General features: G+C 73.8%; 11 protein-coding genes. 7 read left to right on the top strand and 4 right to left on the bottom strand.

Annotated features, from left to right (window positions below):
* Positions 1-103 precede the first annotated feature (103 nt).
* Positions 104-334: an e9imm peptide gene (locus ACIGO8_RS30600; RefSeq protein ID WP_399737415.1), complete on the top strand. Its 231-nt coding sequence runs from the start codon at positions 104-106 to the stop codon at positions 332-334.
* Between the two features lie 259 nt (positions 335-593).
* On the opposite strand, the gene ACIGO8_RS30605 is transcribed toward ACIGO8_RS30600, so the two are convergent.
* The 4 genes from ACIGO8_RS30605 to ACIGO8_RS30620 all read right to left on the bottom strand — a co-directional run bounded on the left by ACIGO8_RS30605 (position 594) and on the right by ACIGO8_RS30620 (position 6,603).
* Positions 594-2,438: a glycoside hydrolase family 15 protein gene (locus ACIGO8_RS30605; protein WP_399737417.1), complete on the bottom strand. Its 1,845-nt coding sequence runs from the start codon at positions 2,436-2,438 to the stop codon at positions 594-596.
* A 166-nt stretch (positions 2,439-2,604) separates the two neighbouring features.
* Complete coding sequence (locus ACIGO8_RS30610) at positions 2,605-4,404, bottom strand: thiamine pyrophosphate-requiring protein (protein WP_399737419.1); 1,800 nt, start codon at positions 4,402-4,404, stop codon at positions 2,605-2,607.
* Positions 4,401-5,429 (bottom strand): LLM class F420-dependent oxidoreductase, encoded by a 1,029-nt coding sequence (locus ACIGO8_RS30615; RefSeq protein WP_399737421.1) that lies wholly within the window; start codon positions 5,427-5,429, stop codon positions 4,401-4,403. The genes ACIGO8_RS30610 and ACIGO8_RS30615 overlap by 4 nt, the downstream gene beginning before the upstream one ends.
* Positions 5,430-5,634: 205 nt before the next feature.
* Positions 5,635-6,603 (bottom strand): SigB/SigF/SigG family RNA polymerase sigma factor, encoded by a 969-nt coding sequence (locus tag ACIGO8_RS30620; RefSeq protein WP_399737423.1) that lies wholly within the window; start codon positions 6,601-6,603, stop codon positions 5,635-5,637.
* A 188-nt stretch (positions 6,604-6,791) separates the two neighbouring features.
* On the opposite strand from ACIGO8_RS30620, the gene ACIGO8_RS30625 reads away from it, so the two are divergent.
* The 6 genes from ACIGO8_RS30625 to ACIGO8_RS30650 all read left to right on the top strand — a co-directional run bounded on the left by ACIGO8_RS30625 (position 6,792) and on the right by ACIGO8_RS30650 (position 12,565).
* The gene (locus ACIGO8_RS30625) at positions 6,792-7,118 is read left to right on the top strand and encodes a plasmid stabilization protein (RefSeq protein WP_399737425.1); all 327 of its coding nucleotides are present in this window, start codon (positions 6,792-6,794) and stop codon (positions 7,116-7,118) included.
* Between the two features lie 30 nt (positions 7,119-7,148).
* The gene (locus tag ACIGO8_RS30630) at positions 7,149-7,709 is read left to right on the top strand and encodes a type 1 glutamine amidotransferase domain-containing protein (protein WP_399737427.1); all 561 of its coding nucleotides are present in this window, start codon (positions 7,149-7,151) and stop codon (positions 7,707-7,709) included.
* A 93-nt stretch (positions 7,710-7,802) separates the two neighbouring features.
* On the top strand, positions 7,803-8,021 hold the full coding sequence (locus ACIGO8_RS30635; protein ID WP_399737429.1) for a CsbD family protein: 219 nt from the start codon (positions 7,803-7,805) through the stop codon (positions 8,019-8,021).
* Positions 8,022-8,111: 90 nt separating this feature from the next.
* Complete coding sequence (locus ACIGO8_RS30640; RefSeq protein WP_399737431.1) at positions 8,112-8,531, top strand: CBS domain-containing protein; 420 nt, start codon at positions 8,112-8,114, stop codon at positions 8,529-8,531.
* Positions 8,532-8,954: 423 nt separating this feature from the next.
* Positions 8,955-9,791: an FAD binding domain-containing protein gene (locus ACIGO8_RS30645; RefSeq protein ID WP_399737433.1), complete on the top strand. Its 837-nt coding sequence runs from the start codon at positions 8,955-8,957 to the stop codon at positions 9,789-9,791.
* Positions 9,788-12,565 (top strand): molybdopterin-dependent oxidoreductase, encoded by a 2,778-nt coding sequence (locus ACIGO8_RS30650; RefSeq protein WP_399737436.1) that lies wholly within the window; start codon positions 9,788-9,790, stop codon positions 12,563-12,565. The genes ACIGO8_RS30645 and ACIGO8_RS30650 overlap by 4 nt, the downstream gene beginning before the upstream one ends.
* Positions 12,566-12,679: the final 114 nt, after the last annotated feature.

The raw sequence follows: 12,679 nt of genomic DNA on the forward strand, positions 1-12,679 counted from the left end.
CCGCGGGCCCGGCGGGACTTTCCGGGCGGGACGTTCCGGACCCTTCCTGGGAGCTGCCAGGCCGATCATGCTGCTCGTTAGGCTGGTGCTCAGGGAGGCCGTGATGGGTGCCGTCGAGATGAGCCGGGCTGAAGCGATCGCGCTCGTGCAGCAGATCATGAACGGGGACTATGCGTCCGAGGACGAGGCGGACAGCTGGCTGGACAGGCTTGACGGCGCCCTGGCCTGTCCATCGGGCCACGTCAGCGGCCTGATCTTCTGGCCGCCAGAGCGAGAGCTCTCTGCCGATGAAGTGGTCGACCAGGCATTGGCCTACCGGGCAATCGCGTTGTGACACACGAGCTCAGATGCGGGCCGGATAGCGACAGCGGGCGAGATCCCGCTGGAGCTGTTTCCGTATTCCGCCTCAGCTTGCGCCCTGACGGCGGCCACGCGGACCCACCTGGGGCGCAGGCCGACGACCTCAACGAACTCGTCTGCGAGCAGCGGGATCTTGAGACTGCGAGTGATGCCAGGTGGGATCGTCTGCACAAGCAGGTCCAGGCTGCGTCCGACGCCGCAGGCGAGGTCGACCGGGACGTCTCCGTCGACTCCTAGTCGGTCCGCAGCCGCGCCGCGTTCTCCAGGAGGAGGGCGTGGACGAAGGCCTGGGGGAGGTTGCCGCGCAGGCGGCGGCGGGATACGTCGTACTCCTCGGCGAAGAGGCCGGCGGGGCCGGTAGCGGTGCGGGTGCGTTCGAACCAGCGGGCGGCGGCGACATGACGGCCCTCGGTGCGGCAGGCCGCGGCCATGAGGAAGCCGCACAGCAGGAAGGCTCCCTCGCTCCGGCCGAGCGTCCCGGAGCCGCCTGCGCTCCCGGAGCCGTCCCCGCTGCCGGATCCACCCGCGATCCCGGTGCCGTCGGGGCGGAAGCGGTAGACGAAACCGTCCTCCGCGAGATCACGTTCGACGGCCCGGCGGGTCGGGGTGAGCAGCGGGCCGCCGCCGGGCCAGGCGGACGAGGTGAGTGGCCGGAGCAGGGCCGCGTCGACGCGAGGGTCCGCGGCGGCGCGCTGCCAGCGGCCCGAGCGGTGGACGCAGCGCGCCCGGGTCTCGGCGAGGATCGCGTCGGCGAGGTCCCGCCAGCTGTCCGTGCCGTCCGCGCGGAGGTCGCGCGCCGCGGTGCGCAGGCCGCACACGGCGGCCAGGCGTGAGTGGGTCCACCAGGCGGTGTCGAGTTCCCACAGGCCCGCGTCCGGGCGCCGCCAGTGGTCCTCCAGGGCGGCGACGGCCGTGCGCGCGGCGCGCACGCCGTCGCGGTCGAGCCGGTCCTGGCGGGCCGCGGCGGCGAGCAGTTCGAGCACCTCGCCGAAGGTGTCGAGCTGGAACTGCCGTCCGGCCCGGTTGCCGATCCGGTCGGCGGCGCCGGGGAAGCCGCTGAGCGGCAGACTGCGCTCCTCGGGCACGGGGCCGCCGCCGGCCCGGTAGGCCGGCCGCAGGCCGGGGCCGTCGGCGAGCACCCGCTCGGTGACGACCCGCACGGCGGCGTCGGTGAGCGGGTGGGGGCCGTGGGCGGCGACCGCGAGGCCCGCGTAGCACTGGTCGCGCAGCCACACGTAGCGGTAGTCGTAGTCGCGGTCGGTGCCGGCCTGTTCGGGCAGGGAGGTGGTCGCGGCGGCCACCATCGCGCCGGTACGGGGCACGGTGAGGCCGGTGAGGACGGCGTACGCGGTCCGGGTGTCGCGGGCGGCGGGCAGCGAGGAGCAGTCGGGGACGGCGCCGGCCCAGAACCGCTCGGTGTCCTGCCAGGCCCGCACTGCGTCGACGGGCGCCGGCAGCGGGCGGTCGGAGAGTTCGAGCACCAGGTCGCGTTCCCCGCCCTCCGGGACGGTCAGCCGGGCGGTGAGTTCGCCGTCCGGGCCGACGCGCGCCGTCTCGATGCCGCTGAGCCGCATCCGCAGGCCGCCCCGCTCGGCCTCCCAGGTGGCCGGGCCGGTGCGGTGCGGCACGAGCGGCGGGTCGACGCCGTAGCCGCCGCGGACGGCCAGCCGCAGCGACACCCGGGCCTGGCCCGAGCACGCGCGGACGCGGCGCAGCACGACGGCGCGGTGCGGGTCGGCGGGCGCGGCGAGGGCGTCCGCGCACTCGGTGACGGCGTCGGTGAGCGTCCAGCGGCCGGTCCAGATCAGCGTGCCGTCGCGGTAGGAGCCGCCGGGCACGTACCAGGAGTCCTCCGGGCGGATCCGGAAGGCGCCGGAGCCGCCGATCAGCTCGGCGAACACCGCCGGGTCGTCCCAGCCGGGCACGCACAGCCACACCACGTCGCCGTCGGGTCCGACGAGCGCGCCGCGTTCGCCGTCGGCGAGCAGCGCGTACTCGCCCAGCGGCCGGGGCCGGTGGGCGGGGACCGCGGGCGGCCTCTCGACGGTCGCGGCGGGGCGCGGTGTCGGCTGCGGCATCGGGTCATCACCTCCGGACGCCTGCCCGGCGGCTACCCCGGCCCGGACCGGCCCACGCGGGACCGCGCGGCCGCGCCGTAGGGGACGGGCCCCCGCCGTACGGGACGGCGGTGGGCGGACAGGCGTGCGGTGGCGAAGGGCTTCGGCGCGTCGAAGAGCCGGCACCTCACCGCCCGCCGGGCCGGCGCGGCAGCATCTCCTGGGCCTTGGCCTTGAGGCCCTGGACGACCACATGGCCGCGGTCGCCGTCACCGTGCACGAGGGAGGCGAGGGTGGCCTCGATCTGCTCCCAGGTGGAGTGCGGCGGGATCGGCGGCACGTCGGGATCGGTGCGGAAGTCCAGGACGGCGGGCCGGTCGGCGGCGAGGGCCTGGCGCCAGGCGTCCTCGACGTGTCCGGGATCGGTGACGCGGATGCCCTCCAGGCCGAGCGAGCGGGCGAAACCGGCGTAGGGCACGTCGGGCAGCGACTGGGACGGGCCGAAGGGCGCCGTGCCGCCCATGGCGCGCATCTCCCAGCTGACCTGGTTGAGGTCCTGGTTGTTCCACACGGCCACGACGAGCCGCGGGTCGGTCCACTCCTGCGCGTACTTGGCGACGGTCACCAGCTCGGCCATGCCGTTCATCTGCATGGCCCCGTCGCCGACCAGGGCGATCGCCGGCCGGTCGGGGTGGGCGAACTTGGCGCCGATGGCGTACGGGACGCCGCAGCCCATGGTGGCGAGCGTGCCGGAGAGCGAGCCCCGCATGGCGTGACGCATCGTGAGGTGCCGGGCGTACCAGTTGGCGACGGAGCCGGAGTCGGAGGTGATCATCGCGTCGTCGGGCAGCAGCGGGTCGAGGGCGCGGGCCACGTACTCGGGGTTGACGGGGTCGGCGGACACGGCGGCCCGGCGCTCCATCACGGCCTTCCAGCGGCGCATGCCGTCCCGTACGGACTCCTGCCAGCCGCGGTCCTCCTTGCGGTTCAGCTTCGGCAGCAGCCGGCGCAGGGTGGCGGCGGCGTCGCCGACGAGATTGACCTCGTAGGGATAGCGCAGGCCCACCATGTGCGGGTCGATGTCGATCTGGACGGCGCGGGCCTGCCCGTACGGCGGAAGGTACTCGGAGTACGGGAAGTTGGAGCCGACGGTCAGGAGGGTGTCGCAGTCCCGCATCAGCTCGTAGGAGGGGCGGGTCCCGAGCAGTCCGATGGAGCCGGTGACGTACGGCAGTTCGTCGCTGAGCACGTCCTTGCCGAGCAGCGCCTTCGCGACGCCCGCCCCGAGGACGTCGGCGATCTTCTCGACCTCGCGGGAGGCGCCGGCGGCGCCCTGTCCGACGAGCATCGCGACCCGTCGGCCGCTTTCGAGGACCTCGGCGGCGCGGGCGAGCGAGGCGTCGTCGGGCACGGGCGTCCAGCCGCCGACGTCGAGGCTGGAGGGCACCATCTTGTGGGCGTGTTCCGGTGCCGTGTACGGCAGTTCCTGGACGTCCGCCGGGATGATCAGGGCGGTCGGGGCGCGGCGGGCGTAGGCGGTGCGCATGGCCCGGTCGAGGACGTTGGGGAGCTGTTCGGGGACGTTGACGGTCTCCAGGTAGGCGCTCGCCACGTCCTTGAACAGCGCGTGCAGGTCGACTTCCTGCTGGTAGGAGCCGCCCATGGCGCTGCGGTCGGTCTGGCCGACGATCGCCACGACGGGAACGTGGTCGAGCTTGGCGTCGTAGAGGCCGTTGAGGAGGTGGACGGCGCCGGGGCCGGAGGTGGCCGCGCACACGCCGACGTGGCCGGAGAACTTGGCGTAACCGACCGCCTCGAAGGCGGCCATCTCCTCGTGCCGGGCCTGGATGAAGCGGGGATCGTCGCCGGCCCGGGACCAGGCGGCGAGCAGTCCGTTGATGCCGTCGCCCGGATAGCCGAAGACGTGGCTGACGCCCCAGGCGCGGAGCCGGTCGAGCAGGTGGTCGCCGACGGTCGCCTTGGTCATGACCGGTCGCCTCCGTTCGTGCGGTCGGTACGGTCGGTACGGTCGGGTGCCGGGCTGCTCGTGTTGTCGGCTCCGCCGCCGAGGAGCGGCAGCACCTCGGTGCGGTAGAAGTCGAAGAATCCGCGCTGGTCGGGGCCGATCTGGCCGATGTGGACCCGGTCGAAGCCGGCCTCCACGTACGGGCGGATCGCGCGGAGGTGTTCCTCGGGATCCGGGCCGCAGGCCACGCTGCCGGCGACGGTGTCCTCGGTGACGAGTTCCGAGGCCTGCTCGAAGTGGCGCGGCGTCGGCAGGATCTGGTTGAGCTCGCCCGGCAGGTGCTCGGTGGGCCAGATCCGGTGCGCGGTGCGGACGGCGTCCTCGCGTGCGGGCGCCCAGCACACCTTGGTGGCGGCGTACGCGGGCCGTGCGGGGTCGCCGGCCCGGAAGCGCTCCACCGTGTCGGCGTCCGGGGCGGTGGTGACGAAGCCGTCCCCGATCCGGGCGGCGAGGTCGGCGGCGCGCGGGCCGAAGGCGGAGATGTCGATGGGCGGCGGGGTGTCGGGCAGGGTGTAGAGCCGGGCGTTCTCGACCTCGTAGTGGCGGCCCCGGTGGGTGACCTCCTCGCCGGTGAACAGCCGGCGGATCACCTCGACGGCCTCCTCCAGCATGTCCAGGCGCACGTCGGCGGCCGGCCAGGTGCCGCCGAGGATGTGCTCGTTCAGCGCCTCGCCGCTGCCGAGTCCGAGCCGGAAGCGCCCGTCGAGCATGACCTGGGAGGTGGCGGCGGCCTGGGCCACGAGGGCCGGGTGGATGCGCACGGTCGGGCAGGTGACGGCGGTCTCGACGGGCAGGGAGCAGGCCTGCGAGAGGGCGCCGATCACGGACCAGACGAAGGGGCTGTGGCCCTGCTCGCCGGTCCACGGGTGGAAGTGGTCGGAGATCCACAGCGAGCGGAAGCCCGCGTCCTCAGCCATCCGGGCCTGCTCGACGAGGTCGTCCGGACCGAACTCCTCGCAGGACAGGAAGTAGCCGAACTCGGTCATGACACCTCCATGGGTGGCCGCCCCTGTCTGGTGGCCTGGGTGGTCCCTCCCTGGGTGGGGCCGGGTGGGGCCGGTCCGTGGGAGCGGCTGCCCGGGTGACCGAGGGGAAAACGCGGATCGGGGGCCCCGGTCGGGGCCCCCGATGGCGTGGTGCGGTGCCGGCGGTGCCGACGTGCGGTCAGCCGGCTGCCGTGCCGGCGCGCGGTCAGCCGGCCGCGGTGCCGGTGCCGGCCGGGGCGCGGGTCGCGACCGCGGTGCCGGTGCAGGTGCCCGTGGCGGTGGCGCCCGACGTGTCCGCCGCGGCCGGTTCGCCGTCCAGCAGGCCCGTCCGCAGTTCGTCGAGGATCCGGGTGAGCAGGCGGGAGATGTGCATCTGCGAGAGTCCGAGGCGCTCGCCGATCTCGGCCTGGGTGAGTTCCTCGCCGAAGCGCAGGGTCAGGATGCGCCGGTCGCGCTCGCCGAGCTGGGCGATGAGCGGCTTCAGGGAGGCGACGTCCTCGATGAGTTCGTACGAGGGTTCGGACACGGCGACGCGGCGGGAGCCGCCGCGGGGCGCGTCGCCGTCCTCGAAGACGGAGACGTCCAGGGAGCGGGCCGTGTAGCCGCGCGCGGCGAGTTCGCCCTCGGCGACGCGCTCCTCGGGCACGTGCAGATGGGCGGCGACCTCGGCGCGGGTGGGGCGGTGGCCGAGGCTCTGTTCGAGGGAGTCGGCGGCCTTGGCCATGTCGATGCGGAGCTCCTGGAGCCGCCGGGGCACCCGGACGGCCCAGCTGGTGTCACGGAAGAAACGTTTCATCTCGCCGACGACCGTCGGCAGCGCGAACGCGGAGAACTCGATGCCCCGGTCCGGGTCGAACCGGTCGATCGCCTTGATCAGGCCGATCGTGCCGACCTGGACGATGTCCTCCTTCTGCTCCGGACGGTTGCGGAACCGGCGGGCGGCGAACCGCACCAGGCTCAGGTTGAGCTCGATCAGCGTGTTCCGGACGTAGGCGTGCTCCGGCGTGCCCGGTTCCAGGTCCCGCAGCCGGGCGAGGAGCGCGGCGGAGAGCGTCTGCGCGTCGTCCGTGGAGACCTGCGTGGGCCGGTCGATCTCGGGAAGCCCGTCCAACGCCTGGCGCCGCACCGCGGCGTCACAGGCGGGAGCGGAGGTGGACTGAGGATGGCTGGACATGAGGCTCCTTCGACGGCGGCGAGGGCCTTCGCCGCGCCCGGATGGCGTACGACGGGGTCCGTCGGTCGAGCGTCCTGAGAGGAGCATTCCCGTTTCGGGTGGTTTTGACACCGAATGATCCCGGTCGATGGGGGCAGCAGCCCGGTGAGAGCCCGTGACAGCGGGAAGCACAGGAAAGGAGCGTCGCCATGCCTCGTGGATCGAGCCCCAAGCGGGAACGGCAGTACGAGCACATCAAGGAGAGTGCCCAGGACCGGGGCGAGAGCAAGAAGCGGGCCGAGGAGATCGCCGCCCGCACCGTCAACAAGGAACGCGCCCGCTCCGGCGAGTCGAAGACCGCGAGCAAGAGTTCCACCCAGGACATGTCGTCCTCGCGTCGTGGCGGCCAACGCTCCCACAGCGGCTCCGAGGGGCCCACGTACGACCAGCTGTACGCGGAAGCACAGCGGCGCAACATCCACGGCCGGTCCTCCATGAACAAGGCGGAGCTGAAGAGGTCCCTGGACAACCGCTGAGTCCCGGACCACCGTAAGGAGTCACCCATCGTGACGCTCGACGGAATGAACGTGCTCGTCCTCACCACGAACTACGGGACCGAGCAGGACGAACTGACCAAGCCGATGGCGGCCCTGCGCGAAGCGGGAGCACGGGTCACGGTCGCCTCCCAGCGGGACGAGCCCGTTCTGACCCTGGTCTCCGACCGCCGGCCCGGCGCCGTCGTCGAGCCCGACACGACGCTCGCCGACGCCTCGGCGCGACAGTACGACGCCGTCGTCGTACCCGGCGGCACCCTGAACGCCGACCGGCTGCGCACCGACGAGGAGGCCCAGCGCCTGGTCGCTGCGATCGCGCGGGCGGGCAAGCCGGTCGCCGCCGTCTGCCACGGCCCCTGGCTGCTGGTGGAGAGCGGCGTGGTGCAGGGCCGCGAGATCACCTCGTACCCCTCGCTCCGCACCGATCTGGAGAACGCCGGCGGCACCTGGCGGGACCGTGAGGTCGTCGTCGACACCTCCGGCGGTCACCCGCTGATCACCTCGCGCCGGCCCGCCGACCTGGACGCCTTCTCGGCGGCGATCGTGAAGACCCTCCAGGAACGCGCCGGCTGACACCCGCGACCAGAGCCACTCGCCAGACGACACGCTTACGACACCGCACATACGACACCGCACACGACCCGACAGATGCGGAGGAGACGGATCATGCGCAAGAGCGCCATGCAGAAGGGCAAGGGCAAGCTCAAGGAGACCGCCGGCAAGGCCACGGGCAACGAACGCATGGAGATGGAGGGCAAGGCCGAGGAGGCGGCCGGCAAGGCCCGCGAGGGGATGGAGAAGGCCGGCGAGGGGATGGACAGGGCCGCCGAGGAGGCGGCGAAGTCCCGCGACGCGATGCGGCGGCGCACCCGAGGCACCTCCTAGGCCGCCGCAGCGCCCCGAAGCACACCCCGTCGGGGCGCCGGCGGCCCCGCCGCCGGGCGTCCCGGCCCGAGCACGAAGGCGAACGAACCCATGACCACCGCACGTGACCTGATGACTCCCGACGTGACCTGCGTCGGCCACACCGAGACGGTCGTCGACGCGGCCCGCAAGATGGTCGAGCTCGACGTGGGCGCGCTGCCGATCTGCGGCGCCGACGAGAAGCTGCACGGCATGCTCACCGACCGCGACATCGTCGTCAAGGTCGTCGCCCAGGGCAAGGACCCGTCGAGCTGCACGGCCGGCGAACTCGCCCAGGACGACGTCGTGTGGGTCTCCGCGGACGACTCCGCGGACGCCGTGCTGAAGGTGATGAGCGAGCACAAGATCCGTCGTGTGCCCGTCATCCACGACCACGTCCTCGTCGGGATCGTCGCCCAGGCGGACGTGGCCCGGGCCCTGAAGGACAGCGACGTCGGCGAGGTCGTCGGCACGGTGTCCGAGGACACCTGAGACCGAACGGACCTGACAGCGGGCGGACGGGCCCGCGGCGGACCTGAGAACGGTCCCGCCGCGGGCCCGTCGGCGATCCCCCGAGGGGCGGCTCCGGTCCCGCCGCGGGCCCGTCCGCGGTCCTGCCTCGGGCCTCGGGCCTCGGCCTCGGCCCGGCCGGGCTGCGAGCCCTGTCGGCGGGCGACCCGCCTCCGGCGCCGCCACTCCCCCACCGGCCCGACCCTGGCCCCGTCCCCAGACCCAACCGCCCGCCGGCCCGCCCGCGGCCCCAGCCACACGCCCCGCCGTACCCCTCCCCTGGTCGATCCTCCAGCCGGCGCCCCGCGCCGGCGGCAGATTTCCAGGTGCCGCACCAGTCGTCCCGGCCCCTCCTCCACGGCTTCACTGGCGGGAAAGCAACCATGCGAGGCCTGGGGAGCCGGGATGGACCTGAACACGGTGACGGACGTACGCGACGCGCGCCGGCGAGAGCCGTGGCGGCCGGGTGACGCCTGGCTCGGCGGCGGCACCTACCTCTTCTCCGAGCCGCAGCCGCATCTGCGGCGGCTCGTCGATCTGAGCCGGACGGGCTGGCCGCCGCTGGTCCGCCGGCCCGACGGCTCCCTGGAGATCGCCGCCACCTGCACGATCGCCCAGCTCTCCCGGTTCGGGAGGCGGGATCTCGACGCGCCCGCCGCGCCGCTCTTCGAGCAGTGCTGCCGCGCCTTCCTCGCCTCGTTCAAGATCTGGAACATGGCGACCGTCGGCGGCAACCTCTGCAACGGCCTGCCGGCCGGCCCGGTCATCTCGCTGACCGCCGCGCTCGACGGCAGCTGTCTGCTGCTCGCCCAGGACGGTTCGAGCCGACGCGTCAAGGTGGCCGATTTCATTCTGGGCGCGGGCGTCAAGGACCTCGCCGAGGGCGAGCTGCTGCGCTCGGTGACGCTGCCGGCCCGGGCCCTCGCGTGCCGGACGGCCTTCCGTCAGGCGTCGCTGTACGGCCTCGGCCGCTCGGGCGCGCTGGTCGTCGGCGCCCTGGATCCGATGGACGGTTCGCTGACGGTGACGGTCACCGCGGCGACGGTACGGCCGTTCCGGCTGTGGTTCCCGCTGCCGCCGGACCGCGAGCGCCTGCGCCGGGCGGTCGACGAGGCCGTGCGGCCCGAGGACTGGTTCGACGACATCCACGGCCTGCCCGAGTGGCGCCGGCACATGGCGCTCCGCCTCGCCGACGAGGTCCGCCGCGAACTGACCGGCGCGCACGGGGAGGACGCCCGATGAGCTTCCGGGTCCGGATCAACGACCGCCCGTTCGAGGACGAGCCGCGGGCCGGCCAGTGCCTGCGCACCTATCTGCGCGAGCGCGGCTGGTTCGGCGTGAAGAAGGGCTGCGACGCCGGGGACTGCGGCGCCTGCACGGTGCACGTGGACGGCGAGCCCGTGCACAGCTGCCTCTACCCGGCGGTGCGGGCCGCGGACCGGGCCGTCACCACCGTCGAGGGCCTGGCCGCGCCGGACGGTGAACTCCATCCCGTACAGCAGCGGTTCCTCGACGCCCAGGGCTACCAGTGCGGCTTCTGCACGGCCGGGTTCCTGATGACCACGGCCGCGCTGGAGGCCGAGCGGGGCACCGCGTACGACGACGGCAAGCTCGACGACCTGCCGCGCGCCTTCAAGGGCAATCTGTGCCGCTGCACCGGCTACCGGGCGATCGAGGACGCCGTCCGGGGCGTCCAGCACACCGAACGGCCCTGCGCGGGAAAGGCCGTCGGCAGGAACGTCGGCGCGCCCGCGGGTCCGCAGGTCGTCACGGGTACCGCCCGCTACACCTTCGACGTCGAGGTCCCCGGCCTGCTGCACATGAGGCTGCTGCGCTCGCCGCACCCGCACGCCCGGGTCGTCGCGATCGACACGAGCGCCGCCCTGCGCGTCCCCGGCGTGCGGGCCGTGCTCACCCACGAGGACGCGCCGCGGACGCTGTACTCCTCGGCCCGCCATGAACATCCCACCGAGGACCCGGACGACACCCGGGTGCTCGACGACGTCGTCCGGTACGTGGGACAGCGGGTCGCGGCCGTCGTCGCCGACAGCGAGCAGGCGGCCGAGGAGGGCTGCCGCCGGGTCGAGGTCAGCTACGAGGAACTTCCCTACGTCGTCGACCCGGAGGAGGCGATGCGTCCGGGCGCGCCCGTCATCCACGCCGGCAAGGGGCCCGAGGCGCGGATCGCCCGGGTCGGGAACAACGTGGCGGGCGAGGTGCACGGCGAGATCGGCGACGTCGAACGCGGCTTCGCCGAGGCGGACGTGATCTACGAGGAGACCTTCCGCACCCAGCGGGTGCAGCACGCCAGTCTGGAGACGCATGGCTGCGTGGCGTACTTCGAGCCGAAGGAGGACGGCAGCGGTGAGCGACTGACCGTGCGCTCGTCCACCCAGACGCCGTTTCTGACCCGGCGGGCGCTGTGCGCGCTGTACGGCCTCGCCGAGGACGAGGTCCGGGTGGTGGCGGGCCGGGTCGGCGGCGGCTTCGGCGGCAAGCAGGAGATGCTCACCGAGGACGTCGTGACGCTCGCCGCGCTGAAGCTGCGCCGGCCGGTGAAGCTGGAGTACACCCGGGCCGAGCAGTTCCACGGCGCCACCACCCGGCATCCGTTCACGATCGGCGTCAAGGCCGGGGCCCGCGCCGACGGCACGCTGACGGCGGTACGGATGCGCGTGGTGGCGAACACGGGCGCGTACGGCAACCACGGCCCGGCGGTGATGTTCCACAGCGTCGGCGAGTCCTTCGCGGTCTACCGCGCCCCGCACAAGAAGGTCGACGCCTACTCGGTCTACACCAACGTCGTGCCGGCCGGCGCCTTCCGCGGCTACGGCCTCGGCCAGGTCACCTTCGCGGTCGAGTCCGTGATGGACGAACTGGCCCGCCGGCTCGGCATGGACCCGCTGGTCTTCCGCGAGAAGAACGTCATCGGCCCGGGTGAGGGCATGCACAGTCCGATCGGCGAGGAGGAGGACCTGCACATCGCCTCCTACGGACTCGACCAGTGCCTCTCCGTCGTCCGGAGCGCGATCGCCGAGGACCGCAGCGCCGAGGACGCGCCCGAGGGCTGGCTGGTCGGGCAGGGCACCGGGCTCGCGATGATCGCGACCGGGCCGCCCGGCGGCCACTACGCCGACGCCCGCGTCTCGCTCCTTCCGGACGGCACCTACGACATCGCCGTCGGCACCGCGGAGTTCGGCAACGGCACCACCACCGTCCACCAGCAGATCACCGCGGGCGCGCTGAACACCACCGAGGACCGGCTGACCGTCCGGCAGTCCGACACCGACGTCGTACGCCACGACACCGGCGCCTTCGGCTCCGCCGGCACCGTCGTCGCCGGCAAGGCCGTCCTGCTGGCCGCCGGCTCGCTCGCCGAGCGGCTGCGGACGCTGGCGGCCCGTCACACGGGCGTGGCCCGGCATCTGTGCCTGCTCGGGCCCGAAGCCGTGGACTGCGCGGGCCGGATCGTCACGCTGAAGGAGCTGTACGAGGCGGCGCGCGCCCTCGGCGCGGCCGAGGAGCTCGCGGCCGACGGGCACTGGGGCGGCTCGCCGCGTTCGGTCGCCTTCAACGCGCAGTGGTTCCGGATCGCCGTGGATCCGGACACCGGCGAGATCCGCATCCTGCGCAGTGTGCACGCCGCGGACGCCGGCAAGGTGATGAATCCGATGCAGTGCCGCGGCCAGGTCGAGGGCGGGGTGGCGCAGGCGCTGGGCGCCACGCTCTTCGAGGAGGTGCGCGTCGACGCGCGCGGCGAGGTGTCGACGGCCGCCTTCCGCCGCTACCGGCTGCCGCAGTACGCGGACGTGCCGCGCACCGAGGTGCACTTCTCCGAGACCCGGGACGCGATCGGCCCGCTCGGCGCCAAGTCGATGAGCGAGAGTCCGTTCAACCCGGTGGCGCCGGCCCTGGCCAACGCGTTGCGCGACGCGACCGGTCTGCGCTTCACGGAGCTGCCGGTCACCCGGGACCGGGTGTGGCTGGCGCTGCGCCGGGCCGCGGGCGAGGGGTGAGGCGGCTCATGGGCCGGCGAGGACCGTCGGGGGGGGGGGGGGGGGGGGGGGCCCCCCCCCCCCCCCCGGGGGCCCGCCCCCGCGGGCCCCCCCGGGGGGGGCGCCCGGCGGCGC

The organism is Streptomyces sp. NPDC053493, from assembly GCF_044544825.1.
Lineage (GTDB): Bacteria > Actinomycetota > Actinomycetes > Streptomycetales > Streptomycetaceae > Streptomyces.

What these genes read in the sequence shown, in the direction of transcription:
- ACIGO8_RS30600 (WP_399737415.1), top strand. Translation starts at nt 104, where the DNA reads ATGGGTGCCGTCGAGATGAGCCGGGCTGAAGCGATCGCGCTCGTGCAG.
- ACIGO8_RS30605 (WP_399737417.1), bottom strand. Translation starts at nt 2,438, where the DNA reads ATGCCGCAGCCGACACCGCGCCCCGCCGCGACCGTCGAGAGGCCGCCC.
- ACIGO8_RS30610 (WP_399737419.1), bottom strand. Translation starts at nt 4,404, where the DNA reads ATGACCAAGGCGACCGTCGGCGACCACCTGCTCGACCGGCTCCGCGCC.
- ACIGO8_RS30615 (WP_399737421.1), bottom strand. Translation starts at nt 5,429, where the DNA reads ATGACCGAGTTCGGCTACTTCCTGTCCTGCGAGGAGTTCGGTCCGGAC.
- ACIGO8_RS30620 (WP_399737423.1), bottom strand. Translation starts at nt 6,603, where the DNA reads ATGTCCAGCCATCCTCAGTCCACCTCCGCTCCCGCCTGTGACGCCGCG.
- ACIGO8_RS30625 (WP_399737425.1), top strand. Translation starts at nt 6,792, where the DNA reads ATGCCTCGTGGATCGAGCCCCAAGCGGGAACGGCAGTACGAGCACATC.
- ACIGO8_RS30635 (WP_399737429.1), top strand. Translation starts at nt 7,803, where the DNA reads ATGCGCAAGAGCGCCATGCAGAAGGGCAAGGGCAAGCTCAAGGAGACC.
- ACIGO8_RS30640 (WP_399737431.1), top strand. Translation starts at nt 8,112, where the DNA reads ATGACCACCGCACGTGACCTGATGACTCCCGACGTGACCTGCGTCGGC.
- ACIGO8_RS30645 (WP_399737433.1), top strand. Translation starts at nt 8,955, where the DNA reads ATGGACCTGAACACGGTGACGGACGTACGCGACGCGCGCCGGCGAGAG.
- ACIGO8_RS30650 (WP_399737436.1), top strand. Translation starts at nt 9,788, where the DNA reads ATGAGCTTCCGGGTCCGGATCAACGACCGCCCGTTCGAGGACGAGCCG.